This window comes from Nocardia jinanensis, from assembly GCF_014645735.1.
Lineage (GTDB): Bacteria > Actinomycetota > Actinomycetes > Mycobacteriales > Mycobacteriaceae > Nocardia > Nocardia jinanensis.
On the sequence record NZ_BMMH01000040.1, the window covers coordinates 1 to 25,509 of the forward strand.

General features: G+C 67.6%; 21 protein-coding genes and 4 pseudogenes. 17 read left to right on the forward strand and 8 right to left on the reverse strand.

The features are described 5' to 3' along the window. The first annotated feature begins 183 nt into the window (after positions 1-183). Entirely contained in the window at positions 184-402 is a 219-nt protein-coding gene (locus tag IEY68_RS34515) for an EamA family transporter (RefSeq protein ID WP_058853089.1), read from the forward strand. Between the two features lie 60 nt (positions 403-462). Here the strand turns inward: IEY68_RS34515 and IEY68_RS34520 are convergent, their stop codons facing one another. Both IEY68_RS34520 and IEY68_RS36645 read right to left on the reverse strand, forming a co-directional pair. Then, complete coding sequence (locus IEY68_RS34520) at positions 463-894, reverse strand: YbaB/EbfC family nucleoid-associated protein (RefSeq protein ID WP_189094686.1); 432 nt, start codon at positions 892-894, stop codon at positions 463-465. 181 nt (positions 895-1,075) lie between these two features. Next, on the reverse strand, positions 1,076-1,909 hold the full coding sequence (locus IEY68_RS36645) for an HIT domain-containing protein (protein WP_229719214.1): 834 nt from the start codon (positions 1,907-1,909) through the stop codon (positions 1,076-1,078). Positions 1,910-2,316: 407 nt separating this feature from the next. Here IEY68_RS36645 and IEY68_RS34535 point away from each other — a divergent pair, with 407 nt between their 5' ends. From IEY68_RS34535 to IEY68_RS34555, 5 genes and pseudogenes are all read left to right on the forward strand, one after another. Next, positions 2,317-3,378, forward strand: coding sequence for an enoyl-CoA hydratase/isomerase family protein (locus IEY68_RS34535; RefSeq protein WP_058853091.1), 1,062 nt, complete (start codon positions 2,317-2,319; stop codon positions 3,376-3,378). Positions 3,379-3,618: 240 nt separating this feature from the next. Then, positions 3,619-4,359, forward strand: a complete 741-nt coding sequence (locus IEY68_RS34540; protein WP_063000970.1) for a FadR/GntR family transcriptional regulator — start codon at positions 3,619-3,621, stop codon at positions 4,357-4,359. A gap of 133 nt (positions 4,360-4,492) precedes the next feature. Then, positions 4,493-5,266, forward strand: a pseudogene (locus IEY68_RS34545) (acyl-CoA dehydrogenase family protein); the annotation flags it as partial. Further along, positions 5,265-5,429: pseudogene (locus IEY68_RS34550) on the forward strand (CoA transferase); the annotation flags it as partial. The pseudogenes IEY68_RS34545 and IEY68_RS34550, both read left to right, overlap by 2 nt. Before the next feature lie 31 nt (positions 5,430-5,460). Then, positions 5,461-5,826 carry an acyl-CoA dehydrogenase family protein gene (locus IEY68_RS34555; RefSeq protein WP_229719218.1) on the forward strand — a complete coding sequence of 122 codons (366 nt, stop codon included), beginning with the start codon at positions 5,461-5,463 and terminating at the stop codon, positions 5,824-5,826. A 39-nt stretch (positions 5,827-5,865) separates the two neighbouring features. Here IEY68_RS34555 and IEY68_RS34560 read toward each other — a convergent pair whose 3' ends face one another. Both IEY68_RS34560 and IEY68_RS34565 read right to left on the reverse strand, forming a co-directional pair. Beyond that, positions 5,866-7,257 (reverse strand): amidohydrolase family protein, encoded by a 1,392-nt coding sequence (locus IEY68_RS34560; protein ID WP_058853094.1) that lies wholly within the window; start codon positions 7,255-7,257, stop codon positions 5,866-5,868. Next, entirely contained in the window at positions 7,254-8,462 is a 1,209-nt protein-coding gene (locus IEY68_RS34565; RefSeq protein ID WP_373293050.1) for a CoA transferase, read from the reverse strand. The genes IEY68_RS34560 and IEY68_RS34565 overlap by 4 nt, the downstream gene beginning before the upstream one ends. 223 nt (positions 8,463-8,685) lie before the next feature. Here IEY68_RS34565 and IEY68_RS36650 point away from each other — a divergent pair. The 7 genes and pseudogenes from IEY68_RS36650 to katG all read left to right on the forward strand — a co-directional run. Beyond that, positions 8,686-8,844, forward strand: a pseudogene (locus IEY68_RS36650) (MaoC/PaaZ C-terminal domain-containing protein); the annotation flags it as partial. Next, positions 8,829-9,098, forward strand: a pseudogene (locus IEY68_RS34575) (acetyl-CoA C-acyltransferase); the annotation flags it as partial. The pseudogenes IEY68_RS36650 and IEY68_RS34575, both read left to right, overlap by 16 nt. A gap of 225 nt (positions 9,099-9,323) precedes the next feature. Next, a complete protein-coding gene (locus tag IEY68_RS34580; protein WP_058853097.1) occupies positions 9,324-10,142 on the forward strand; it encodes a DUF1206 domain-containing protein in 819 nt (272 codons plus the stop codon). A gap of 291 nt (positions 10,143-10,433) precedes the next feature. Further along, a complete protein-coding gene (locus tag IEY68_RS34585) occupies positions 10,434-11,885 on the forward strand; it encodes an MFS transporter (protein ID WP_058853118.1) in 1,452 nt (483 codons plus the stop codon). Positions 11,886-12,149: 264 nt separating this feature from the next. Further along, positions 12,150-12,431, forward strand: a complete 282-nt coding sequence (locus IEY68_RS34590) for a cold-shock protein (RefSeq protein WP_058853099.1) — start codon at positions 12,150-12,152, stop codon at positions 12,429-12,431. Positions 12,432-12,543: 112 nt separating this feature from the next. After that, on the forward strand, positions 12,544-12,948 hold the full coding sequence (locus tag IEY68_RS34595; protein WP_058853119.1) for a Fur family transcriptional regulator: 405 nt from the start codon (positions 12,544-12,546) through the stop codon (positions 12,946-12,948). 35 nt (positions 12,949-12,983) lie between these two features. Further along, positions 12,984-15,215, forward strand: a complete 2,232-nt coding sequence (gene katG, locus IEY68_RS34600; RefSeq protein WP_058853100.1) for a catalase/peroxidase HPI — start codon at positions 12,984-12,986, stop codon at positions 15,213-15,215. A gap of 345 nt (positions 15,216-15,560) precedes the next feature. Here the strand turns inward: katG and IEY68_RS34605 are convergent, their stop codons facing one another. Then, entirely contained in the window at positions 15,561-16,445 is an 885-nt protein-coding gene (locus IEY68_RS34605) for an aldo/keto reductase (protein WP_058853101.1), read from the reverse strand. 330 nt (positions 16,446-16,775) lie between these two features. On the opposite strand from IEY68_RS34605, the gene IEY68_RS34610 reads away from it, so the two are divergent. After that, entirely contained in the window at positions 16,776-17,708 is a 933-nt protein-coding gene (locus IEY68_RS34610) for a hypothetical protein (protein WP_058853102.1), read from the forward strand. A gap of 146 nt (positions 17,709-17,854) precedes the next feature. Here the strand turns inward: IEY68_RS34610 and IEY68_RS34615 are convergent, their stop codons facing one another. Both IEY68_RS34615 and IEY68_RS36655 read right to left on the reverse strand, forming a co-directional pair. Next, positions 17,855-21,082, reverse strand: coding sequence for a protein kinase domain-containing protein (locus tag IEY68_RS34615; protein ID WP_308435012.1), 3,228 nt, complete (start codon positions 21,080-21,082; stop codon positions 17,855-17,857). Positions 21,083-21,259: 177 nt separating this feature from the next. Beyond that, positions 21,260-21,472, reverse strand: a complete 213-nt coding sequence (locus IEY68_RS36655; protein ID WP_229719215.1) for a PhlB family protein — start codon at positions 21,470-21,472, stop codon at positions 21,260-21,262. Positions 21,473-21,872: 400 nt separating this feature from the next. Between IEY68_RS36655 and IEY68_RS34625 the strand changes: the two genes are divergently transcribed. Together IEY68_RS34625 and IEY68_RS34630 are read left to right on the forward strand one after the other, a co-directional pair. After that, positions 21,873-22,172 carry a cupin domain-containing protein gene (locus tag IEY68_RS34625; RefSeq protein WP_229719216.1) on the forward strand — a complete coding sequence of 100 codons (300 nt, stop codon included), beginning with the start codon at positions 21,873-21,875 and terminating at the stop codon, positions 22,170-22,172. A gap of 873 nt (positions 22,173-23,045) precedes the next feature. Continuing rightward, positions 23,046-23,618, forward strand: coding sequence for a hypothetical protein (locus IEY68_RS34630; protein WP_058853106.1), 573 nt, complete (start codon positions 23,046-23,048; stop codon positions 23,616-23,618). A gap of 30 nt (positions 23,619-23,648) precedes the next feature. On the opposite strand, the gene IEY68_RS34635 is transcribed toward IEY68_RS34630, so the two are convergent. After that, positions 23,649-24,419: an IclR family transcriptional regulator gene (locus tag IEY68_RS34635; protein WP_058853107.1), complete on the reverse strand. Its 771-nt coding sequence runs from the start codon at positions 24,417-24,419 to the stop codon at positions 23,649-23,651. A 67-nt stretch (positions 24,420-24,486) separates the two neighbouring features. On the opposite strand from IEY68_RS34635, the gene IEY68_RS34640 reads away from it, so the two are divergent. After that, positions 24,487-25,488, forward strand: a complete 1,002-nt coding sequence (locus IEY68_RS34640; RefSeq protein ID WP_058853108.1) for a 2-dehydro-3-deoxygalactonokinase — start codon at positions 24,487-24,489, stop codon at positions 25,486-25,488. Positions 25,489-25,509 lie beyond the last annotated feature (21 nt).

Consider the following 25,509-nt stretch of genomic DNA (forward strand, 5'->3'; position numbering starts at 1 on the left):
TGCCGCAGCCTGATCTCATCACCGGGACTCATCTCCCGGGCTTGACATCTTCATTGGGAAGCTCCTCTTTCGATACCCGGCCGGCCTCTCCCGTCCACCGGCAGCCGGCAATATCGATCCAATCGTGCGTACCGGCCGCCGGACAGGATTGCGATCAGCCGGAACGCAAATTCCCGGGAACTGGTGCTGGCGGTCGCGGGGACGGTAGTGCCCTACCTGGCCGGATCGCGGGCACTACGCGATCTGCCCGCGGCCGCGGCCGCAGTACTGGCTCTCGTGGAACCTGTGGCCGCCGCGGGGCTGGCCTGGTGGCTACTCGGCCAGACACTCGGTCCGGCCCAGCTGGCCGGGGCGGCGCTGCTGCTGGCCGGTGCTCTGCTGGTGCAGCTGGTTTCGCCCTGAAGTCGGTGCGGTATCGAATCTTCCCTTACCTTCGGTGGGAGATGCGCCCGATCTGCTGGATCAGTCCGTCCGGCTCTCTTCGCCCCGCAGATAGGCGCGGATGCCGTCCAGACCGGGGACCCCGGGCATGATGTCCGGTAGATCGTCCATATCCCCGAGTTCTTCTGTGCTGGACGCGGTCAGGGATCGTTGCTGCTCGCGGGCGTGCCGAGCCGCCTCCTGTACCGCGTCGATGATTGTGCGAGCGAGCGCCTCGGGCGATTTGCGCAGTGCGGAGGCGGTCAGCTCCAGCTCCGCCAGGACGCCACTCGAGTCGACCGTCACCTCCACCGATCGGTCGGGTGAGCAGGCCTGTACCCGCATCGCCTCCAGCTGCCGGTAGGTCTCGGCCAGCCGGTCGTGCTGCCGCTCGTAGGTATCGAGCAGATGCTCGACCTGACCGCGCAAGCCGTTGTTGGCGGACAGCAGCATCTCTCGCTTCCACCGATCCATGCACCGATCATTCCCGATCACCAGCGGTGGGAAGCGCATGGTGATATGGTGCGCCGTCGATATCGCCGTAGACGATGGAGCGCTTGAGCCTGCTCACCCTGGCCGCGTTGTTCGGTGATCTGCGAGTGCCGGTGTGGTCGGTGCTGCCGGGCCCGGGCCCGGCGCGGAGGTTCCGCCGGACTCACTCCGCGGCGGGTGGGTCCAGCGCCCGGCGCAGCCGCCCGGCGAGATCGACGGCGTCGCCGAGTGTCCACGGGATCACGCCGTTTTCGGCCATGAGCGCATGGAATTGCTGTTCGCGGTATGGCACGCCGGGTGGCAGTGGTGCGATATGCCAGTGCAGATGCGAATTGCCCTGTTGGCTGCCCAGACTCGACACGTACATGCGTTCGGTCGGTAGTACCGCCTCCACCGCCCGCGCGACCCGGTGGACCATACCGGTCAGACGTTGGAACTGGGGTAGGTCCAGCTCACGCACCACGTGCTCACGATGCTGTTTCGGCGCCACGAGGGTATGGCCGAGCAGCGTCGGGTAGCGGCCCAGGAACGCGATGTTCTCGTCGTCCTCGTCGATGATCTGCTCCATTTCGGAGTCGTGGGTTCCGGCGACGATCGCGCATACGAAACACGGGCTCTCCCGCACCCGGCGTTCGTAGTCCCCGATATCGAAGGGAACCCGGCCCGCCCCGGCGCTGTGCTCGGAGTCCAGGAATTCGAGACGGTTACCCGCTGGATCGTCGGTATGGAAACGGCGGCGACCCGGAATCTCGGCGGGATCGGCCCAACGGACCGTATGGCCCGCGGCGATGAGCGTGGCCGCTGTGGTGTCGACGTGGACGACGAAGGCGGGGTGGGCCTTGCGGGCGGGCCGGAAAGGCTCCTCCACGCCGATATGGAGTTCAGCAGTCGGTCCGCCCACCCCCGGGACCGAGAACCAACAGCCACCACGCGCGGCCAGTAACGGCGGCTTGGTGAGTTCGGGCCAGCCGAGGACGCCGTGATAGAACGCGCGCATACGCTCTTCACTTCCGGGCGGGCAGGCTATCTGCACATGGTGTAACAACTTGCGGCACCTCGAATCATGTTTCTGTGTGGGCCGGACCGCATCAGCCCGACCAGTATCGCGCGGTGTCCGACGGGTTCGGGGCGCGGATCGGCCGGAAACGCGGGGCTCGGTGGAGCGAGCGACCCGGTTGCCGGTGAGGTGATCCCGATCCCGGCACCGAGGAAAAGATCACCGAGTTCACTCCCCGGCGGGGAAGCGGAGGGGTGGCGTCCAGCGCCCGGGTTCTTCTCGGCCCGCGGTATCCCGGGCGCCGCTGTCCACCGCGCGATCGCCGGTCCTGGATCACTTCACCGGGCGAAGGAGTCGTGCGGACCGGACCCTGCTACGTTCCGAGGTACGAAGTCAGGACGGTGGAAATGGACGTGCGAACCCTTACCGCGGCGGATGTGGCCGGCGGCGCTCTCCTCGAATCGGTCCTGGACCCGGCCGCGCTGCTGGAACCGGTGCTGATCGTCGATCTGGACGGCGCCGACGGTGCGACCGCGCAAGCCGCGGCCACCCGGGTGGCGAGCCTGGGAAACCTGACAGTCGGCGTCTGCTCCGGTGCGATCGCCCCGGACCTGGCGCCGCTGACCGCGGCGCTGGACCTGACCTACGCCGCCGTGGCCGGGGCGGCGGATCGTCCGGTCGTGGGCGTGGAGGACCTCGATCGCGCGCTCACCGAATTCCTCACCTGTGTGCGGCGGTGTCCACAGGCGTCGCATATCGCCGGGCAGGTGTTGCGCGCATCGGAACATCTTCCGGTGGACGCCGCGATCGATGTGGAATCGCTGGGGTACTCGACCTTGCAAGGCGGAGCGGAGTTCGGTGGGTGGCTCGACGAGCGGCGCCGTCTGGGCCGGCCGCTACCGCCCCCGCCCGAAATGTCGCCGGTGTTGTTGTCGGCCGAGGGCGACACCCTGCGGATAACACTCAACCGTCCGGAACGACGCAATGCCTACGGTACGGCGCTACGGGACGGTCTGGTCGAGGCGCTGCGGACCGCGGTGCTCGCCCGAGGCTTCACCCACATCGTCCTCGACGGCGCGGGTTCGTCCTTCTGCTCCGGAGGAGATCTGGACGAGTTCGGCCATACACCGGATACCGCGACTGCGCACCTGGTCCGGACCCGGGGCGGCGCGGCGCGGTTGATGGCCCGCCTCGCGGAGCGCCTCGAGGTCCGGTTGCACGGCCACTGTGTGGGAGCCGGGATCGAGATCTCCGCGTTCGCCGGACTGGTGGTCGCCGCACCGGACACAGTGGTCCGCTTGCCCGAAGTAGCGATGGGTTTGATACCCGGCGCGGGGGGCACGGTGAGTGTGCCCCGGCGGATCGGGCGCTGGCGTGCGCTGCACTTGTTCGTGACCGGTAGCGCGCTCGGCGCCGAGCGCGCGCGGGAGTGGGGACTGGTCGACGAGATCGCCGGCGGGGTCCGATAGGAAAAGTCCGAGCCCGGATGCGGAAACAGCGGGTTCGCGTTCACCGGATGGTTCGGCGGACGGGGTGCGCCCCGTGTACGGGGGGCGGGGCGGGGCGGGGAGCGTGCCGTTCGGCCATGGAATCGGGTCCGCTCGAGATGATATTTACACCTAAAATGAGGTAAACATAATCATAGATTTTTGGGGCTTCGAACTTCAGTCGGTGCGGGGGAGCGGCCTTACCGTATGGAGGTACGTGTAATGGGACAGCCAGGGCTTCGTCCGCAGAAGACCGCGATGCTGGTCGCGCAGCGGATCGTCGAGGGCATCAACAAACGTGGTAACAAGGTCGGCGACAAGTTGCCGCCCGAGCGGGTGATGCTCGAGGACTACGAGATCGGCCGGGGTACATTGCGTGAATCGCTGCGATTCCTGGAACTCCAGGGTGTTATCGCGCTCAAGCCCGGCCCAGGCGGTGGCCCTATCGTGCAACAGCCCGACGGTATGGGGCTGGCGACAGCCATCACCCTGCTGCTGCAGTTCGAGAACGCGCCCTTCCGGACGATCGTCGAAGCCCGCACCGCCCTCGAGCCGATGATGGCCAAGCTCGCCGCCGACCGGATCAGCGAGGAACAACTCGCCAAGCTCGAGTACTCGGTCGACAATATGCGCGAAAACCTCGACGACGAGGAAGTTTTCGTCGAGATGAGCCGCGTCTTCCACGACACGATCGCCCAGGGCTCGGGTAACGCGCTGTTCGGTTATCTCATCCACGCGTTGCTGGATATGCTCGACGGATCGGCTGTCGGGATGGAGTACCCGGAGCGGCACCGGGTCGCGACCTGCGATATCCACGAGAAGATCTATCGCGCGGTCGCCGCCGGGGATGCCGCCGCGGCGTTGACGGCGATGGAAGAGCATATCGACGCGATCTGGCGCTACGAGGAGAAGCACTACCCCGAGGTGCTGGATACCCCGATCGCATGGGGCACCCGCGGCTGATCGACGGATCACCCGAGAGGTGTGCGGAGAAGCGGAGGCAACGCCGGTTGCCTCCGCTTTTCTATCGGCTTGTGGGAAGGGAACATCCGCCGTTTGTTCCGATGCGACCGCCGATCGCGCCGGCCGGTAGCGGCTCAGTGCGGATCGGAACCCCGCGGATCGCGACGGTGACGCGATGGGTTTGTTCGGTTACGCGATCCCACAGGAGTGGGGTGGCCTCGGGCTGGATCTGACCCAGGATGTAGAGCTGGCAATGGAATTCGGTTACACATCACTGTCGCTGCGTTCCATGTTCGGCACCAACAACGGAATCGCCGGTCAGGTACTGGTGGGCTTCGGTACCGGCCCGCAGCAGGCGCAATGGCTCGAGGGTATCGCCTCCGGTGCCGTGGTGGCCTCGTTCGCGCTGACCGAACCCGGCGCGGGTTCGGATCCGTCCGGACTGCGTACCAAGGCGGTCCGGGACGGTGGCGACTGGGTGATCAACGGGGAGAAGCGGTTCATCACCAATGCCCCGCTGGCCGATCTGTTCGTCGTCTTCGCCCGTACCCGGCCCGCGGACGAGAACGGCACCGGTATCGCGGTGTTCCTCGTCCCCGCCGGCACTCCGGGTCTCGCGGTGGCACCCAAGGACCGCAAAATGGGTCAGGAGGGCGCCTGGACCGCCGATGTCCACTTCACCGATGTGCGCGTTGCGGACTCGGCTCTGGTGGGTGGCAGCGAGGACTTCGGATACCGGGCCGCGATGACCTCGCTGGCCCGGGGCCGCGTCCATATCGCGGCACTGGCGGTCGGCACCGCCCAGCGCGCGCTCGACGAAGCCGTCGCGTACGCGGCCACGGCAACCCAGGGCGGTACCCCGATCGGGGAATTCCAGCTGGTGCAGGCCATGATCGCCGAATCCCGCCGACCTCGGTGCCCGGGTGGTCGAGGTCGAACGAATCGGGGAAGGCGACTTCGCCCGTAACTACGACACCGCAGTGCACGGTCTGGCCGCGCACTTCGTCTGGCTCAACCGTGGCAAGGAATCGCTGGGTGTGGACCTCGAGGCCGATCCGGGCGGTACTACCGCCGATGACCTTCCGCGATGTGGAGTTGCGGATGGCCGTGGCGTACGCCGAGCAGCGGGTCCAGTTCAATCGGCCCATCGGATCATTCCAAGCCATCAAGCACAAATGCGCCGATATGGCCATCGCCATCGACGCCGCCCAGGCGACCGTCATGTACGCCTCCCTCTGTGCGACCGAAGACAACGAGGAATTCCCGCGGGTCGCGGTGATGGCCAGGGCGCAGACAGCGGAATGCCTGAACCTCTGTGCGGCGCAGAATATCCAGATCCACGGCGGTATCGGGTTCACCTGGGAGGCGGACCCGCACCTGTACCTCCGGCCGGCGAAAGCGGTCGAACCGCTTTTCGGCGATCACGCGCACCATACGGAGCTGCTCGCCGAGCTCGTCGGGATCTGACCGGTGGGTGGCCCGAGCGGTCGCGGGTCGCCCACCGCCCTATCGGTCGAACACCATCCGGCCGTCGATGATCGTCGTGCGCACCGCCTCGGCCACCGGTGCCGCGAGCATCCGTTCGATCGGCCGGTCCAGGAGCACCAGATCGGCGGCCGCACCCGGCGTGATCGTCCGGGCCGGGCCGCCCGGATCGTGCAGTGGCGCGAGACAGCGGCCGAGCGCTTCCGGCACCCGGAGGGTTTCGCCGGCGCCGACGATATGGCCACCGGGCGCGCGACGCGTTACCGCGGCGGTGATGATCTGCCAGGGGTCGACCGGACCGTACGGAGCGTCGCTGGACAGGGCCAACCCCACACCGGCCGCGATCAGACTGCGACAACGGTAGAGATCGGGCAGGTCCGACGGATCGACACGGTGCAGATAGTCGTCGCCACGCGCCGCGATGAACCCCGGCTGGGTCACCACGGTGAGCCCGAGACGCCGCAGCGCGCTGACGGATTCGCCCGGCACCACCGCACCGTGCTCGATCCGGTCGCCGGGGATCGTTCCCGCCTCGTCGAATACGGCGAGCAGGATGAGCAGGGCCTCCCTGCTGACACAGTGCACCGCGACGGGGCGCCCGAGCGCGTGCGCGCGCCGGACGGTCGCGACCAATACGTCGATCTCGGGGAATCCGGAATCGGCCAGGACGATCTTGTATGCCCCGGCCGCGACGCCCGGGCCGCACTCCCCACCGAGCGGGACACCGAGCAGGTTCAGCCGCTGGGGGACAGCGCCCGACTCCGCGGCGCCGATCAGCGCGACAAGTGAATCATCGGTCAGATCTGGTGTGGCATCGGTGATCCCGGTGATTCCGAAGCGGGTCAGTTGCGCACCGACCTCTGTGAGGTCGGGCGGGCCGGTATCGGGCAGTCGCGACCTGAGCCAGGTGTCCGCGCGCCAGAGCCGGCCCGTGGGACGGCCCGCGGTATCGCGTTCGATACCTGGTTCGTCCGTCGTATCGAGGCCGATCCGGCGCGCTGCCGCCGAATTGAGAATCCACAGGGCGCCACTGCGATGCTGGATACGCACCGGCCGCTCGGCGTGGAGCGAATCGAGCGCGGCGGAATCGAGCAGACCGGCAACGGTTTCGACGTAGCCGACCCCGCGGATCCAGCCGTCGCCCGGTGCGGTGGCCAGCGCCTGGGCTAGATCGGCTGCTGTGTGCACCCGGGGTGGGCCGCAGCGCACCGAGGCCGCGTCCGCGGCGAGCGCGTGCAGGTGTAGATGATGATCGTGCAGGCCCGGTAGCAGGGCCCCGCCACCGGCGTCGAGTATCGGGACTCCGGTCGCGGGGAGATCCGTACCGACTGCGGCGATCACGCCCTCGCGGAGCAGGACATCGGTACCGGGTGTACCGGATACCTCGGCGTCGCGGATCAGCAGGCTCGTCATCGCAGGCGAATACCCAGTTCGGTGAGTACCGCATCGGTGTCCTGTCCGCTGTCCGGCGCATCGCCGCCGGCTTCGCGGCGGCTCGGTGCGACGATGCGTGATTCGTCGATCGCCGTGGTCACCGCCGATTCGGGACCGAGAGTCGCGGCCACCACCGCCGACATAGCGATATCCCACAGCCTGCCGGATCCGTCGGCGGGAGCCGACATCGCCAGGACCGCCGCCGTCAGGCCCGCCAGCGGGTCGGCGATCGCGTCGCCGACGAACACCGGGGAGCCCCGGTCCTGGGCGGTCAGGCCCGCTGTCGCGGCGATATCGTCCCCGAAGCCGATCCGATTAGAGGTTCGTCCGTGCGCGGTGATCGAGATCCAGGTACCTCCGGCAGCGGCGAACGCTGATGCGTCCAGCCCGAATCCGGCCAGCGCGCGCGGCCGCGACGCCTCGATCACGATATCGGCGGAGGCGACGAGTTCGGTCAGCGCGCGACGCTGGGCGGGGTCACCGGGGTCGAGGACCACGGATTCGTGCCCGCCGTGCAGCAGCCGGTAGAAACGGGGCTCGCCGCGGCGGGCGCCGTCGGGCCGGGTGGGGGTCTCGACCTTGATGACGCGGGCTCCCGCCAGACCGAGCAGATGGGCACACAGCGGGCCTGCCCACAGGGCACTGAAATCGACGACGCGCAATCCGTCCACCGGACGCGGGCGGAGCGGTTGCGGAAGATCCGCCGGCGCCGGGGCGACCGGGCCTGCGGCCAGCCCCAGGAGGTCCGCGCGTTCGGCGAGTTCGGCGCCGGTGTGGGTGCGCAGCCAGTCCGCTACGCCGGGCCAGGGATCGTCCGCGGCATCGTGGCAGATGAGTGCGGCGAGCAGTACCGGATCGTCGGGCCGGGCGCAGCTGACGGCGGCCCAGCCGTCGGCGGTGGGCAGGAGGCGGCAGTGCCGCCCGGCCGAGAGTGTGCCACCGCGTACGAACCCGGTGAAAGCGGCGCGCTCGGAGAGCAGGCGGGCACCGTCGAGACGGACTCGGCCGTGGGTGATCGTCGCGATCCGGTCGGTGTGCCGCCGGGCGACCGTCGCCGCCGATCCGGGCGGTATCAGGGCCGGACCGTCGGGAAATCCGGTCAGGGCGGGCACTCCGCTCTCGGCCCAGTCGAGCACCCGGTGCGCTGCCGCACTCGCGGCGCTTCCTCCCGAGGTGTCGGACACGGCGCTGATATTACCCCGTGCTAATAATCATGCGCATAGATCTTGGCGAGGTCGTAATTCAGACGTATGATCAGCATCATCAAAGTGAGCCGCCTCACTTTTCTCGCGACGGTTGTGTGTGACCGAACGGACCTCGCTCACACCGTATTCCGGCCGCCGGGCTCGTCAAAGCCTTCGCCGATATGGATCCCATCCTGCTGCACACCAGTCACCCGCCTCCGCGATCGGCACCCATCTCGGTTACAGTGAATGGTTCGAGGTGACCCAGGCTCGGGTCGACGCGTTCGCCGCTGCGACCGACGACCGGCAGTGGATCCATATCGATCCCGAACGGGCGGCCGCGGGGCCCTACGGCACCACGATCGCGCACGGCTATCGGACTTCGACCTGGTCGAGCTCAACGAAGCATTCGCGTGCCAGGTGCTCGGTGTCCTGCACGAATGGGGCTGGGACGATCGCGACAGGTTGAACGTCAACGGTTCCGGTATCTCGCTCGGCCATCCGATCGGTGCCACAGGGATTCGTATGCTGACCACCGCATTGCGCGAGCTGCGCCGTCGCGGCGGCGGCCGCGCGCTGCTGACGATGTGTATCGGCGGCGGCCAGGGGATGGCGGCCGCGGTGATGTCGGCCTGAATATGCGACGACCGGTGGCGCTGTTGCGCCATCGACCAGGAGCGCGCGCACCGTTTCACCGCCGTATCCCCGGGTATCTGCTGAACGTTACGTTCATTCGAGGAGGCGCAGCAGCGAATAGAGCGGTGCGAGAAGTGGTTTCGGTCCGGCTTTGACCCGGGGCCGGATCTGTCGCGCCTGTTCCGCGCTGCCTGGTCGCGCGCCTCCGGTACGAAGAGAGGCCAGATGATCGAGATTTCTACGTCCGGGCCGAAATCCGCGGTGAACGGAGTCACCCGCAGTCGCGTGTTCGAGCGGTTCGCCCGTGCCGGTTTCGTGATGGCGGGCATCGTGCACCTGCTGATCGGCTATCTCGCCGTGCGGCTCGCCTTCGGCGGTGGGGGTACCACCGACCAGTCCGGCGCCATGGCCGAACTGGCCGCCAAACCCGGCGGCGTCCCCGCCCTGGTCGTCGGTGTCGCCGCCTTCGTCTTCATGGCGTTGTGGCGGCTCACCGAGGCGGCGCTGGGTTCGCGGAACGGCGGTGGCGACGAGGATCGCAAATCCGATCTGTTCCACCGCGCCAAGGCCTTCGCCGTGGGCGTGGTCTATGTCGGCTATGCGATCACCGCGTTCGGTTTCGTGCGCGGTAGCGGTAAGTCCAGCGGCGGTCAGAACGCCGGGTTGTCCGCGCGTCTGATGGAGAGCACCGGCGGCAAGGTCGTACTCGTCGTCGCCGGTCTGGTGATCCTCGCCGTGGGCGGATATCACATCTACAAGGGTGCGACCCGGAAGTTCCTCGAGAAACTGCATACCGACACCGGCCTCCTGCGCAAACTGGGAACGGTCGGATACCTCAGCAAGGGCACGGCCATCGCCGGGGTGGGTGTGCTCGTGCTCGTGGCGGTGAACCGATCCGACCCCGGTAAGGCCAGCGGTCTGGACGCCGCGCTGAAAACCCTGGGCGCACAGCCGTTCGGTCCTGTTCTCCTGGTAGCGGCGGGGCTCGGGATAGCCGCCTACGGTCTCTACGATCTGGCCTGTGCCCGCTACGCGAAGATGTGATCCCGCGGCGAGCGTCACGCCTGCCGGTCTGGTTCCCGCTGCCTTTCGCGCCGTCGCCCGAACAGCGTGAGGCAGGTGGGGGCCGATCGGCAGGGAGGCTCCGGTGTCGCCGCCCGAGTGCGCGCTGACCGCACATCCACCTCGGTGGGCCGGGCAACCGGGGTCGCGGACGCTGATCCGGACCGACCGGGCGAGTGAGGCCGCCGGGTCCGGTCCGATGTGTTCGAGGCTCCGCATCCCTACGCGTGTGTCGCCGAGTTGCGATCCGCCCGAATCCGTATCTTCGGTGAGGTGAACCCCACCGAGCTGCCCCGCCTCGGGTCGGCGGCCGGCCGCTGGATCGTGCTGGCCACCGTGCTCGGCTCCTCGGTGGCGTCCTTGGATGCCACCGTCGTCAATATCGCACTACCCCGTATCGGTACCGCACTGGATACCGATGTCGCCGGACTGCAGTGGACGCTCAACGGTTACACCCTGACGCTGGCCTCGTTCATCCTGCTCGGCGGCTCCTTCGGCGACCGGTTCGGCAGGCGCAAGGTGTTCGTCGCCGGCGCCATAGGGTTCGCTGTCGCGTCGCTGCTGTGCGGTGCCGCGGTCAACATAGAGATGCTGGTGGCGGCGAGGGTGTTACAGGGCGTGGCCGGTGCCATGCTGACCCCGGGCAGTCTCGCCCTCATCTCCGCGTCGATCGACCACCGCGATCAAGGCGCGGCGATCGGGCTGTGGTCGGGTTTCGGTGGAATGGCCGGGGCACTCGGGCCGTTCCTCGGTGGCTGGTTGATCGAGGTCGCGGGCTGGCGGTCCATCTTCTTCATCAATGTGCCGCTGGTGATAGTTGTCGTACTGGTCTCGGTGCGGCATGTGCCGGAGAGCCGGGATCCCGACGCCGCCGACCGCCTCGATCTTCCGGGCGCGCTGACGATCGCGGCCGCGCTCGGCGCGCTGACTCTCGGACTGATCGACGGATTGCCACTACTGGTCGGGGCGGGCGTTCTACTGCTGGCGGCGTTCGTCCTGATCGAGGTGCGCAGCGATCATCCGCTGGTCCCGCCGTCGCTGTTCGCCGCGCGAGTGTTCACTGTCGCCAACCTGGTCACCCTCGCGGTGTACGCCGCGCTCGGCGGGGTGTTCTTCCTGCTGGTCCTGGAACTGCAATTGGTCGCGGGGTATTCACCGCTGCTCGCGGGGCTGGCCACCCTGCCGGTGACGCTGCTGATGCTGGTCCTGTCGGCGCCTTCCGGCCGGTGGGCGCAGCGGCACGGTCCCCGGCTGCCCATGACAATCGGACCGGTTCTCGCCGCGGCCGGACTGATACTGCTGCTGCGGGTCGGACCCGGGGCGTCCTATCCGGCCGATGTGCTGCCCGGCGTATTCGTTTTCGGTCTCGGATTGTCGGTGCTGGTCGCCCCGCTCACCGGGGCTGTGCTGGGCGCGGTATCGCCGAGCGAGGCGGGAATCGCCTCCGGCGTCAACAACGCGGTTGCCCGGACCGCGCAACTACTCGCGGTGGCGGCCTTGCCCGGGCTGGCCGGAATCTCCGGGGCGCTCGACGATCCGGCGGTCTTCGACGCCGGATTCACCGTCGCGATGTGGATCTGTGTCGGCCTGTTGCTCACCGGCGCTGCGCTGGCCGCCGTACTGCTGCGGCCGCCCCGGCGCGCACCCGAACTGGACCAGGTGGACTGCCTGCCGCAGTGCGGGGTCGGCGGGCCCGCGGTCGCTCCCTCGCGGGCGGCGCGCTGAAACCGCCGCTGCGGTGGCTTTGCGCGCCCAAAGGCATGAACCGGTGGATCCGGGGTAGACGCCGCATATGCATTCGAGCCCCCTCGTCCGGGCCGGCGGTCCTTCTGCCGGAACCGGCCCGGAATCCGCGACGGCCCCCGGCACCCGGTATCGCGTGCCACGTACCGAATCACACCGGGTCGAGCCGCAGGTCGTCTGGCCTGATCCGAGCCCGCTCAACGATTGGTGGAACCGGATCATGCACACCCGGAAAGTCGGCGCCCGGTGACGGCGCCGGTCTCTCCACGACTGGGGAACGAATCCGGTATCCGGGAATTGCGGTCCGCGGCCACCTGCTCATCGGTCCGGTGCGGGCGGGTGATCTGGTACGACGCTCAGAAAGGCTTCGGCTACATCGATCCCGACGACGATATCGGTCCGGTCTTCGTGGAGTACCGGAGTATCGAGGCCGACGGTTATCGGGTCCTGTTCGCCGACCAGCGGGTGGAGTTCTCCACTGCCCGGCGGCCCGGGGGAGCCGAGGCGCTCGCCGTACGGCTGCTATGACGAACGGGACACTGTGACCGGATCCGACGCTCGGTAGGATCCTCATTGCTTGACTCATTCCAGAAAAGAGACGAGACTTTCGCCTGTGCATGCGGCCGTGGATTTCCAGCAGATGCTGCGGGGAGTTTCGCTACGCGTGACAGCTCCGCGCGTGGCGGTGCTGAGCGCCGTGTACGACCACCCGCATGCCGATACCGATTCGATCATCCGTGCCGTGCGGGACCGCCTGTCCGCGGTATCGCACCAGGCGGTGTACGACTCGTTGCGTACGCTCACCGCGGCCGGACTGATCCGTTGTATCCAACCCTCCGGTCTCGTGGCCCGTTACGAGTCGCGTGTCGGTGACAATCACCACCATGTCGTTTGCCGGACCTGCGGTTCGATCGCCGACGTGGACTGCGCGGTCGGCGAGGCCCCATGTTTGACAGCCTCCGACGACCACGGCTATTCGATCGACGAAGCCGAGGTCATCTACTGGGGCCTGTGTCCCGGCTGCGCGGTCGCGCAGCGCACCTGATCGCAGCTCCGATCACTTATTCAGGAAGGAAAGTTGTGACCTCCGAAAGTCGTCCACCCGCTCCTGACACCGGAACTCGCAGCACGAGCGAGAGCGAGAACCCGGCGATCCCGTCCCCCACTCCGCATACCGATCACCGCCCGCGCAGCAATGCGGACTGGTGGCCGGAACAGATCGATGTGTCGGTGCTGCACGCCCATTCGTCCAAATCCAACCCGCTGGGAGAGGATTTCGACTACGCCGCGGAGTTCGCGAAACTCGATGTCGACGCCCTCAAATCCGATGTAGCGGCGGTACTGACCGATTCACAGGACTGGTGGCCGGCCGATTACGGAAACTACGGCGGCCTCTTCATCCGGATGAGCTGGCACGCGGCGGGCACCTACCGCATCGCCGACGGCCGCGGCGGCGGCGGTCAGGGTGCGCAGCGCTTCGCACCGCTCAACAGCTGGCCCGATAATGCGAGCCTCGACAAGGCGCGCCGGCTGCTGTGGCCGGTCAAGCAGAAGTACGGCAACAGTATCTCCTGGGCAGACCTGCTGGTTTTCGCCGGTAATGTCGCGCTCGACTCGATGGGATTCCAGACCTTCGGCTTCGGTTTCGGCCGTCCCGATATCTGGGAACCGGAAGAGGTCTATTGGGGTCCGGAGGACGCCTGGCTCGGTGACGAGCGCTACAGCGGTGAACGTGAACTGGCGAACCCACTGGCCAATGTTCAGATGGGCCTGATCTACGTGAATCCCGAAGGGCCCGACGGGCGGCCCGATCCGGTGGCCGCGGCGCGCGATATCCGGGAAACGTTCGGGCGGATGGCGATGAACGACGAGGAGACCGCCGCGCTGATCGTCGGCGGGCACAGCTTCGGTAAAACGCACGGCGCCGGCGATCCCGATCTGGTGGGCGCCGAACCCGAGGCTGCCCCGATCGAACAGCAGGGCCTGGGCTGGAAGAGCAGCTACGGTACCGGCAAGGGCAAGGACACGATCACCAGCGGTCTGGAGGTCGTCTGGACCGCTACGCCGACCCAATGGGGCAACGGTTTCCTGCAGAATCTGTACGGCTACGAATGGGAGCTCACCAAGAGCCCCGCGGGGGCTCATCAGTGGAAGCCGAAGGATGGGGCGGGCGAGGGCACCATCCCGGATCCGTTCGACGGGCCCGCCCGTACGCCCACCATGCTGACCACCGACCTGGCGTTGCGAGAGGATCCGATCTACCGGGAGATCACCAGCCGCTGGTTGGAGCATCCGGAGGAACTCTCCGAGGCATTCGCCAAAGCCTGGTACAAGCTGCTGCACCGCGATATGGGACCGATCAGCCGATACCTCGGCCCGTGGGTCCCCGAACCGCAGTTGTGGCAGGATCCGGTCCCCGCCGTCGACCACACACTGATCGACGATAAGGATATCGCCGACCTCGCGCGTAAGGTCCTCGATTCCGGTCTGTCCGTCCCGCAGCTGGTCAAGGCCGCCTGGGCCGCGGCGGCGAGTTTCCGCAGCACCGATAAGCGCGGCGGTGCCAACGGCGCCCGGATCCGGCTCGAACCCCAGAAGAACTGGGAGGTCAACGAACCGTCCGAGCTCGCGAAGGTGCTGCCCGTCCTCGAGCGGATCCAGCGGGATTTCAACGATTCGGCGTCGGGCGGGAAGAAGGTCTCGCTGGCCGATGTGATCATCCTCGCCGGTTCGGCGGCGGTCGAGAAAGCCGCCCGCGACGCGGGCCACGACGTCACCGTGCCGTTCCGGCCCGGACGCACCGACGCGACCCAGGAGAGCACCGACGTGGAATCCTTCGCGGTGCTCGAACCGCGTGCCGACGGGTTCCGCAACTATGTGCGGCCCGGTGAGAAGGCTCCGCTGGAGCGATTGCTGCTGGAACGGGCCTATCTGCTCGATGTCACGGCGCCGGAACTGGCGGTGCTGGTCGGCGGTCTGCGTGCCCTCGGCGCGAACCACGGCGGTACGAAGCACGGTGTCTTCACCGACCGCCCGGGCGTTCTGACGACCGATTTCTTCGTCAACCTCCTCGACCAGAACACCGAATGGAAGGCCTCGGAGTCGGCGGAGAACGTCTGCGAGGGCCGCGATCGGCGAACCGGCGAGATCAAATGGACGGCCACCGCCAACGACCTGGTGTTCGGTTCGCATTCGGTACTACGAGCTGTGGCCGAGGTCTACGCCCAGCGGGACGCCGGCGCCAAGTTCGTCGACGATTTCGTGGCCGCGTGGGTGAAGGTCGCCGAAAACGACCGGTTCGACCTGGCCTGAGCGCGCAGCCGAAATTCCGGGCCGTCCCACGGGGCGGCCCGGAGGTGAATTCCGGGCGTCCGAGCGCGTGGTCCGCGAGGGTGTTCACGTTCCGGGGTAACGCGGTGCCGTGATCGGCGATCTCATCGGTATGGAATTCATCCTGGTCGCGCTCGCCGTGGGGTACATCGCCATCACCGATTTCCTGGGCGGAGTCGCTCAGGCCCTGGGCTCGGCCGGTCTGTAGGCGCCGAGGGTGGTCCCACCGTTCTCTCCCCGGAGATATTGACCTCCAGGTCGGCGTTGCCGCGCGAGGGGGCCGCCGGGGCGATGGTGTGGGCGGCGCCCGGCCCTCGCCGCCCGCACTCAGGCTTCCGGGATTTCGATACCGAACTTCTCGAGGGTGATATCGGCAGGTTCCGGTCCGCCGCGGATGCCGGTGTCGAGAGCGTCGATCGCGTCGAGCTGTGCGGTGGTGAGCTCGAACCCGAAGATATCGAAGTTCTCGGCGATCCGTGCGGGCCGCACCGATTTCGGGATCGCCTGGCGGCCCTGCTGCAGATGCCAGCGCAGTAGCACCTGGGCGGGTGACCGGTCGTGCGCCGCGGCGATCTCACCGATCACCGGATCCTCCAGGGTCGAGCCGTGCGACCCGTCGCGATAGAAAGTGACGCCGCCGATCGGCGACCACGCCTGGTTCAGGATGCCGTGCTCGGTATCCACCGCGAGCAGCTCGGACTGGCGGAAATACGGATGCACTTCGATCTGGTTCACGGCTGGTACGACCTCGGATTCGGCGAGCAGCCGGGTCAGGTGATCGGGCATGAAGTTGGAGACACCGATCGCGCGGGCCCGCCCGTCGGCGTAGAGCTTCTCCAGCGCCCGGTACGCCTGGACGGTCCGCTCGAAGTCGGTGGGCAACGCCTGGTGCAGGATCAGCAGGTCGATCTGTTCGACGCCGAGTTTGCCGGCGCTCTTGTCGAAGCCGTGCAGGGTGCGGTCGTAGCCGAAATCGGTGATCCAGATCTTGGTTTCGACGAACACCTCGTCGCGGGCGAGTCCGGAGCGGTGGATGGCCGCGCCGACCTCCCGCTCGTTGCCGTACACCGCCGCGGTGTCGATATGGCGGTAGCCGGTCGTCAATGCCGAGTCCACCGCGGCGACTGTTTCGTCCGGGGGCGTCTGGTAGACGCCGAACCCGAGGGCGGGCATCTCGATCCCGTTGTTCAGGGTCAGATTCGGAACGGTCATAGGCTCGACCCTAGGCCGTCGCGGGGCACCGGGCCGAGCCGCCGCAGCCGGGCGGGCCGTGTCACCGACGTAACGATACTGCGCCCCTCGTCTCCGGTGGAACCGATTCACCGCACGACGACGCGGACCCGGGCGAGATTGTCGATCCGGGCGCAGGCGGTGGTGGGGTCGCCGTCCGGCTGCGACGAGACCCGCACGGTGACGAAGTGGGTGCCGGGTTCGTCGAACCCCGGCGGTTGTTGCTCGGGCCGGGCGCGGGTCTGTGGGTGCGCTGGGGAGCGACCCGATCACGGATTGGCTCGAGTAGGAGGACAGGAGCAAACTCGTGGTATGAGCCGACGACTGCAGGAGTTGATGCTCGCAGCCGTCAAAAGTCTTCAGAATCCTATCGATTACATCAGGACCCGCGCGCACGGCGACCTCACCACCACGGCGGACGGTGTACGCGGCATTGTCAAGGCGGAGACGGGCGCCGATGCGGATGGCGCTCGGATTGCCGCTGCTGCGGCACGCGGTGGTGCCGAGAGATCCCCGGTCGATGCGAGTGCGCCGTTGCGCGGACGGACCGATGCGGGCGAGGAGATCACGTTCAGCGCCGACCGGGCGCGCACCGCCACCATGTACGACTCCGACGGCAATATCCTCGGGTTGCGTGTGCTGAGTACACAACCTGGTGTCGACGACGCTGTGGAGGGTGAGTATTTGCGCACCTGGGCACGTTCGGACCGTCTGGCCGACACCGAATACTCACCGGCGGTCCGCAGGCAGCTACCGATACGCGGTGCCAAGACGATCTGGGAATGGGGTCACTCCCGCGCGGCCGCCTGGGGTGCAGCGGTGCGGCGCAACGGAACTCCGCCGATCTACGTCGATGCCCATGCGGGTCTACACGGTTACGGTGCCGACGTCGATATCGGCACTGCCGAGAATCGCGTGTGGAAGAAGGTGGTCGTGGACGGGGAGGCCTTCGGTCGCATCGTCGGAAGCCATCCAGACTTTCACCGGGCGATCACTACCGGTCCGCAACGGCCGGTGGTGGTGTTGTCGTGTAACAGCAGTCGGCCCGGCGCCACCGGCGCGCAGGAGTTCGCTACCTATATGCACGGCGAAGGAGGTGTGGTCAGCGATATACATGTGCCGACCGGTATCGCCAAGCCGGAAGTTCTGCCGGGAACCGATATCGCCGCCCTCGCATTGGAGCAGACGACCGACGAAGCCGGTCGGCTGCTACCCGCGGTCCGCACATTTCACGCCCCACAGTGACCTCGTTCGCCGGTGCGGGGCGCTCGACTCGGCTATCTGCCGTGGCCGAGGCAGGCCGGGGCCACCGGCTGTGGAAGAAGCGGTCATACCGCACCGGATGGCCGCGCGGGTCCGGTAACGTGCGTGTTTGCTCAGGTAGAAGCATTTCATCCCTGCGCGTTCTCCACGATCCACGCCGCGATCTGGGCGCGCGAGGTGAACCCGAGCTTGGTCAGGATGTTCTCGACATGGCCCTGAGCGGTGCGCTGCGAGATCACCAGCTTGGTCGCGATCTGCTTGTTGCTGAGCCCTCGCGCGACCAGATCGGCCACTTGGCGTTCCCGCTTGGTCAGTTTCGGCGCCCGGTCGGCCGCCGCCTCGGTCGCCGCACCGGTCGACTCGCCGAGCGCGTAGGCGACGGCCGCGTCCATGCCCATGGTCCGTCCCTGCTGATGGGCCGCGTCGTACCGGCGGTCGCCCAGGGTCGCGCGGGCGTTGCGCTCGCATTCCTCGTGGAACCCCGCCATATTGTGGAATACGGTCGTCACCTGCGCTCCGGCCGGCCAGAGCCCCTGCGCGGCGCCCATGAGGACCGCGGCGCGCTCGGCTTCCGCTCGCGCGTCGAGGATCCAGGCCAGCCCCTCCAGACAGAACATGTTGATGACGGTGCTGTTCAGTCCGCTGTTGACCCGCAATGCCTCCTCCAGCAGCTGCCGAGCCCGGTCCCGGTCACCGTCGCGCCAGACCGCGACACCCACACCTCGTAGGCACGCCGCGCGATGCAGGACCTCGTGACAGGGTTCGGTGACCGCGAGCACTCGGCGGTAGTAGTCGCGCGCCCGGTCGGTATCCGCGTTCAGTTCGTGCGCCCAGCCCAGTACGGTGAGCGTGCTCATCCGCAATTTGCCGGTCGGATCCGAGTCGGTGAGCTCGACGGCGCTTTCCAAATGGGTGGCCGCGGCATCGGCTTCGCCGCGCGCCAGCGCGAAAAGACCTTCGACGAACTCGATCTGCGCCCGGCTCATCGGCGCGGCTGCCGGCCCGGCGAGGTCGTGTGCCTCCGCCAGCGCGGTGGCCGCGGCCGCGAACTCGCCGTGCTGCGCGGCGAGTCCGGCCGCCGCGCAGAGCGCTTCGATCCGATCGGGTACCGAATGCCATCCGGGCCGGGCGAGCGTGCGCCGCAGCCATGATCGGCCCTCGTTGTAGAGGCCGCGGAAGTTCCAGAAATCGTAGAGTCCGGACGCGGTGCGCAACCCGGCATCGGCCGCCGCCTCGGAGTCCTCGGCCAGGCAGTACTCGATCGCCTCCCGCAGATTGGGTTGTTCGCGGCTCAGGCGGGCGATCCAGTCCGGCTGAGCCGCGCTGATCCAGCCGGCGGCCGCATCCGCGCCCAGCCGTTCGTACCACTCGCGGTGCCGGTGGCGCAGTTCCTGGTCCCGGCCCGCCGCACGTAATTTGTGCCTGCCGTAGTCGCGCAGCGTCTCCAGCATCCGGAAACGCACAGCGTGGCCGGATTCCTCGCGGATCAGGATGGACTTGTCCACCAGCGACGACAACACGTCCAGCACACTGGCCGGGCCGGGATCGATATCGCAGATGCTCTCCACCGCGTCGATTTCGCAACTCCCGGCGAACACCGAGAGCTGGGTCCACAGTCGCTGTTCGGCCGGACTGCACAGGTCATAGCTCCAGTCCATGCACAGGAGCAGTGTCTGCTGGCGCTTCGGGGCGCTGCGGCTGGACACTGTCAGCACCGGGTTGCGGATATCGATTCGCTCCAGGATCTGCTGCGGCGTCATGGTCCGCAGCCGAGCGGCCGCCAGCTCGATGGCCAGCGGTATCCCGTCCAGGCGGGCACAGATCCGGGCCACCGCGCCCTTATTGTCCTCGTCGAGCTCGAACCCCGGCACCGCCGCGGCCGCACGTTCGGCGAACAGGGTCAGCGCGTCGAATCGGGGCAACCCGAGCAGTGTGGGTTCGCGGCTCGGGTCGGGAACCTTCAGTGGCGCTACGCGCAGCACTGCCTCCCCGGCGATGTTCAACGGTTCGCGGCTGGTGGCCAGGATGCGCAGACCCGCACAGCCCTGCAGCAGGACCTGGTCCAGCTCGGCGACGGCGTCGACCAGTTGCTCGCAGTTGTCCAGCACCAGCAAGGTCTCACGCGGGCACAGGTGCTCCACCAGTACGTCGATCAGCGGCCGGCATGCTTCGTCGCGCACCCCGACCGCGGCGGCCACCACATCGACCAGGATCGCCTGCTCGGAAACCTCTGTGAGGTCGGCCAGCCAGACACCGTCGGGGAAATCCCGCGTCATCTGCGATGCGACTCGCAGCGCCAGCCGCGTCTTTCCCACACCCCCGGTTCCGGTCAAGGTGACCAGCCGGGACGTCGCCAGCAGGTTCTTCACCTCGGCTACCTCGGTGCGCCGGTTCACCAGGCTCGTCAGCTCCAGCGGGAGATTTCCGGTGTGACCGGGCCCGATCGGTTTACGCTGCGCCGGTATGTGGGACCTGTCGGTGTGCTCCTCGCGGGCGGGGCGGTCCTGTAGCGCCATCTCGTCCACCGGGTACCCGTGGCGCTCCTGCACCCGGCGGATAGCTTCCCCGAGAGCGGCCGCCGACGGCCGCTCCCGGCTGTCGCGGTTCATCGCCGATTCCACCATATCGCTGATATCTGTGGCCACGCCGCTGTCGCGCAGGTCCGGCAGAGGCTGGGTGGTGATCCGCAGGAACTGGGTCACCATTTTCTCGCCGCTGCGCCGCTCGAAGGCCGCATGCCCGGTGAGCGCGCAGAACAGGGTGGCTCCCAGACCGTAGACATCGGCGCTGGGGGTGGGCGGTTCGCCCTCGAGTACCTCGGGCGCGGTGAACGCCGGCGACCCCGTCACCGTACCCTCCGCTGTCCGGAAGCCACCCGCGATATGCGCGATCCCGAAATCGGTCAGTGCGGGTTCACCGTAGTCGGTGAGCAGGATATTGCCCGGTTTCACGTCCCGGTGCACGACGCCGAGCCGGTGCGCGCTCTCCAGCGCTCCCGCGATCTTCACACCGATCTGCAGTACGTCCTCGGCGGGGAGCGGGCCGTGCTGCCGGAGCCACGCGTCGAGCGAGCCCGATGGGTAGAACGGGGTCACCAGATAAGGCCGCCCCCGTGGCGTGATGCCCTCTTCCAGGACGGTGACGATATTCGGGTGCCCGGTCAGCCGGCCCATCGCGCGTTGTTCCCGCGCGAACCGCGCCCGATTGTCCTCATCGGATTCCGCAGTGAGCACCTTCACCGCGACCGTCCGGTCGAGGGGCTCCTGGGTACACCGGTAGACCACACCGAAACCGCCGCGGCCCACTTCGGCCGCATTCTCGAAACCGGCCGCGTCGAGTTCCGTCGCGACGGTCATCGTCGACTCGCGGCGTGTACGTACAGGGTCGTCGCCGCTCATCGGGTGACTGCGATCCATCGAATACGATTGTGGGAACCGGGTGACATACGCGTCCCTCTCGCCACCCCAACTCTATCGCCGGGACACTACGGCGGCGAGATGTTCTCGAGAGACGGTGTCGACCCGGCGAGGCGGTCACTCCGCCGCGACGGCCTGCCCCGCGTTGATCACGAAAACCGGGAAGCGATCTCCGCGCGGAGGCGCCTGGAAGCGCACCCGGACCGGTCGGCGTCCGGCCCGCGGCGGCTCCCCGTCGATGGTCGTGTACACCCACGGTCCCTCGTCGAGTTCCACGATCGCGATCATCGACTTCACCGAATCGGTGCGGGCGTCCGGTGCGCAGGTCACCATCCTCCAGCACACGATGGACCCGTTGCCGCCCGCGGGGACTCGTTCGAAATCGTCGCACCGGCAGGCTGAGCACCGGGTGACCGGTGGGGCGAAGAGCCTGCTACAGCTTCCGCACCGACGGATCATCAGTGCCGCCTCGGTGCATTCCGCGTATATATCGCCGCATTTCTGGATGTTCTCGGGATTCCACTCGTGCATGACTGCCCTCGATGTGATGGTGCTGATTCGTTCCGAGTCCAGGATCTTGCACCAGGCGCCGGGGCGCGCCGGTCGAATGGCCCGGGGTATACCTGTTTCCGGATAATGCCTGGTCAGAACGGTGTCGACCCGGGCAGGCCCGCTCAGCGGGAGTGACCGGGGTCATAGTCGATCCGGCGGGAGTCTCGCGCATCGGCCGGTGCCCGGGGCGGGCGTGGCCGGTGGCTACACCGCCGTCGGCCCCGGCGGTTCCACCGGCTGGCATTACCACGAAGGACCGGTCTACGGATTCGTCGCCGCCGGGACGCTTACTCATCCCGGCCCGGACTGTGCCGCTCCGGAATTCCGCCCCGGGGAGTTCATCTACGAGGAGGCCGGTGCTCGCAACACTCATATCGGCCGCAACCTCGGTGCCGAACCGGTGGTCCTCTCTGTGATCTATGCGCCGCCCGCTGGGGCCCCGCTGTTCCGGGACGCTGCCGCGCCCGGCTGCGCGTGATCGAACTCGGCGATGATTTCGGGCGATATCGATCGTCGATATATATCTACGATCGAGTTCGATACCGTTCTCCCGGTGGATTTCCCGGTTCTCGGCCGGAGCCCGATTTTCGAACCTCGCGTTCCGGACAGAACCGGTCTCGCCGTAGCCGGCCGGTGAAGTAATCCCCGATAAGCGGATCCTGTCGCTACTCATCGCACTCCCACCACGCGGAACGGTTCGCCGGTCACCGGTGTGCGGGGGTGAATATCTGGATTGCCGATGACGCGGGTGTGTAGAACGCCAACAGCCCACCGGGTGTAGTCCGGGGGGCTGTGGTCGCAGGATTCCCTGTTCATGCAATGTGCATGTTATTCGGCGGAGAAGCTCGACAAGGTGCCGATACCACCGAAGATGTCGCCGAAGGCGCCGAAGAAATCGCCGAGGCTGCTGAAATCCACTGAACCCATGGTAATGCTCCTGTCGTATCCGTTGCTTCGGCGATGCCGTCGGCATCGCCGCACACCTTGGTACTGGTGTTATCCGAACGTTATAGGTATCGGGGGTTAAATCAAACCGAACTGTGACCTATCCGACATAGTTTGCACAGTGCTGGTCTGAATTACATTCGTGTCGTCCCGTGGTGGTTCATGATCAATATCGGGAGCGGTTGTATGAATTTGTCATATATCCCGCTCACGCTTTTCGAAGAATGCATTTCGCACAGGTAATTATGTCTTGTCCTGTCGCGCTTTTCTTTTCGGGATCCGGCCGGCCGCCCCGCCGCGTGCTGTCCTTCCTTCGTAGGGCCCGCGATCGTCCGATCGGACGACGCGTCCCCGCGCCGAGTGACCGAAACTCGACCGGTAGCCGCCGACCAGCAGAGGACGCACGATGCTCGACACAATCCGGGACAACCCCGTCGCACTGATGATCGTGGCTTCCGAGATCGGGCTGTGGGTACTACTCGCCGCGGGACTCACCGCCCGCTACGTGCTCCGGTTGCGCACGGCCGGCGCGATACTGCTGTGGGGGATCCCGCTCCTGGATGTGGCATTGATCGTGGCCGCGGCGCTCGACCTGCGGCGGGGCGCCGAGCCGGGAGTCGTACACGGTCTGGCTGCGATCTACCTCGGTACGAGCGTCGCGTTCGGTCCCGCGATCGTGCGCTGGGCCGATATTCGTTTCGCCCACCGTTTCGCGGGTGGTCCGGCGCCGGTGAAACCGGCGCGGGGCAGCAGGGAGCGAGCCGCGGCGGCCTGGCGCGAATGGGGCCGGGTGGTACTCGCCGCCGTTATCGCCTCGGCGGCGCTCGGTCTCGTCGTTGTCACCGTCACGGACAGCGAGCAGGCGGCTGGTCTGTACGGATGGATCGGCCGGGCCTGGACGATCACCGGCCTGTGGCTGCTCTTCGGGCCGATCTGGGAGGAGATGGCTGCGGCGGGCAAAGCGAACCAGCGGGCCTGATGGGCCCGGGCCGTCGGATTCACGGTCGCGTCAGGCCGCCTGGAAACCGAGCGACGCCGAGATCCGCCCCGCGGCCCGGCGTACCACCGGGACCAGGCCGCGCATCCGCTCGTGTGGCATGTAGGGGGTGGTCGCCGAAACGCTGATCGCTCCGACGATGGCCCGGGAGGCGTCGCGAATCGGCGCCGCGACGCAGCGGATACCGGGTTCGTTGTCCTCCAGATCCATGGCCGCGCCGGTCCGGGCGTAGGTCTGCATGCGGGTGAGAAAATCCTCCAGGTCGCCGGGCCGGGCTCCGGCCGGAACCCGGGCCGTATCGGCGGCGTACTGTCCGGCCCAGCGATCGGCGGCGTCGAGTAGTAACGCCTTACCCACTCCCGCGCGGGTCAGTGGCATCCGGTACCCGATCCGTGAGCGCATCTCCGCGCCCCGAGACCCGGGTAGTTTGTCCAGGTAGAGCACTGAGCCGCCGTCCTCTACGGCCAGATGGATCGTATCGAGCACAGTGGCCGACAGTTCCTCGAGTACGGGGCGTGCCACCAGCGGCAACGGGTTGCCGTGCAGCGCCTTGAAGCCGAGTTCGATCAGTGCCGGCCCCAGGGTGTAGCCCCGGTTGTCGTGGCGCAGGAAACCCTGGGCCACGAGAAGTTGCGCGAGACGGTGGGTGCTGCTGCGACCCAGACCGGTGTGTTCGACGATTTCGCGCAAACCCTGCGCGCCGTCGCCGACCGCGCGGATCACGGCGAGGCCGCGGGCGAGGGTCTGAGTGCCGGGCGGGATGGTTTCGAGAGGAGCGGTCACCTGTCAAGAGTCCCATAAATAGGGACTTGGTTGGAAATAGCGGGACTCGATGTCCATAGTGACCGTCATGACACCGGACCGGCCTGGGCTCTCGACCCCGCGCCTCATCGGCCTCGACTGGGGTACCACGTCGATGCGCTGCTGGCTGCTCGGTGACAACGGCCGGGTCCTGGACTCCCGGCGGCTCGCCGGCGGGCTGCTCGATATGGCCGCCGGGATCGACACGGCCGATCCGGCGGCGCGGGCACGCGCCTACCAGGAGACCTTTCTGGATGTGTGCGGGCCGTGGCTGCGGGCCGACCCGGGGCTCCCGGCCCTGGCCTGCGGCATGGTGGGCAGCGCGCAGGGCTGGCGCGAAGCCGGCTACCTCGATGTCCCGGCTCGCCTGGATATCACCGGTCCCGCCCTGACCCCGGTCCCGCTGGCTATCGGCTCGATGCATCTCGTCCCCGGGCTGCGCGTCCCCTCCGAGCCGCGCCACGATATCGCCGGGGATGTCCTCCGGGGGGAGGAGACGCAGGTCATCGGCGCGCTCCAGTCCATCGAACGACCCGATGCCGAGCATCTCCTGGTGCTGCCGGGCACCCATACCAAGTGGATCCGGATCGCCGACCGCAAGGTACTGTCCTTCACCACGGCCATGACCGGTGAGCTCTTTGCACTGGTCACCCAGCACGGACTGCTGAGTCATACCGGGACCACCCCGCGGCGCGACGACGCGGCTTTCGCTCGCGGACTGACGGCGGGATTCTCGGCACGGGAACGCGGTCTGGCCGCCGCCATGTTCGGTGCGCGGGCGCTGGTTCTCGACGGCCTGCTCGAACCGGCCGCGCTGGCGGATTACCTGTCCGGTGTCGTGATCGCCGACGAGGTGCGCCATCTGCTACCGCATCACGGCGGAGCGGAGCGAATCATCTTGTGCGGCAACGATGATCTGTGCCGGCGATACGCCGCCGCGCTACGGATGCGCGACGTGCGCACACAGGTCGTCGACGAGGACGCCGCCGCGGCGGGACTGTGGTCTGTCGCGGTCGCGTCCGGCCTGGTCGCGGTGGGCGGGCACGCGTGACGACCGGACAGCAGGAAACCA

Excerpts from the sequence above, each read along its gene's own strand:
- IEY68_RS34520 (WP_189094686.1), bottom strand. The coding sequence starts at position 894 with ATGGATCGGTGGAAGCGAGAGATGCTGCTGTCCGCCAACAACGGCTTG.
- IEY68_RS36645 (WP_229719214.1), bottom strand. The coding sequence starts at position 1,909 with ATGCGCGCGTTCTATCACGGCGTCCTCGGCTGGCCCGAACTCACCAAG.
- IEY68_RS34535 (WP_058853091.1), top strand. The coding sequence starts at position 2,317 with ATGGACGTGCGAACCCTTACCGCGGCGGATGTGGCCGGCGGCGCTCTC.
- IEY68_RS34540 (WP_063000970.1), top strand. The coding sequence starts at position 3,619 with ATGGGACAGCCAGGGCTTCGTCCGCAGAAGACCGCGATGCTGGTCGCG.
- IEY68_RS34555 (WP_229719218.1), top strand. The coding sequence starts at position 5,461 with ATGGCCGTGGCGTACGCCGAGCAGCGGGTCCAGTTCAATCGGCCCATC.
- IEY68_RS34560 (WP_058853094.1), bottom strand. The coding sequence starts at position 7,257 with ATGACGAGCCTGCTGATCCGCGACGCCGAGGTATCCGGTACACCCGGT.
- IEY68_RS34580 (WP_058853097.1), top strand. The coding sequence starts at position 9,324 with ATGATCGAGATTTCTACGTCCGGGCCGAAATCCGCGGTGAACGGAGTC.
- IEY68_RS34595 (WP_058853119.1), top strand. The coding sequence starts at position 12,544 with ATGCTGCGGGGAGTTTCGCTACGCGTGACAGCTCCGCGCGTGGCGGTG.
- IEY68_RS34605 (WP_058853101.1), bottom strand. The coding sequence starts at position 16,445 with ATGACCGTTCCGAATCTGACCCTGAACAACGGGATCGAGATGCCCGCC.
- IEY68_RS34610 (WP_058853102.1), top strand. The coding sequence starts at position 16,776 with ATGAGCCGACGACTGCAGGAGTTGATGCTCGCAGCCGTCAAAAGTCTT.
- IEY68_RS34615 (WP_308435012.1), bottom strand. The coding sequence starts at position 21,082 with ATGACCGTCGCGACGGAACTCGACGCGGCCGGTTTCGAGAATGCGGCC.
- IEY68_RS34630 (WP_058853106.1), top strand. The coding sequence starts at position 23,046 with ATGCTCGACACAATCCGGGACAACCCCGTCGCACTGATGATCGTGGCT.
- IEY68_RS34640 (WP_058853108.1), top strand. The coding sequence starts at position 24,487 with ATGACACCGGACCGGCCTGGGCTCTCGACCCCGCGCCTCATCGGCCTC.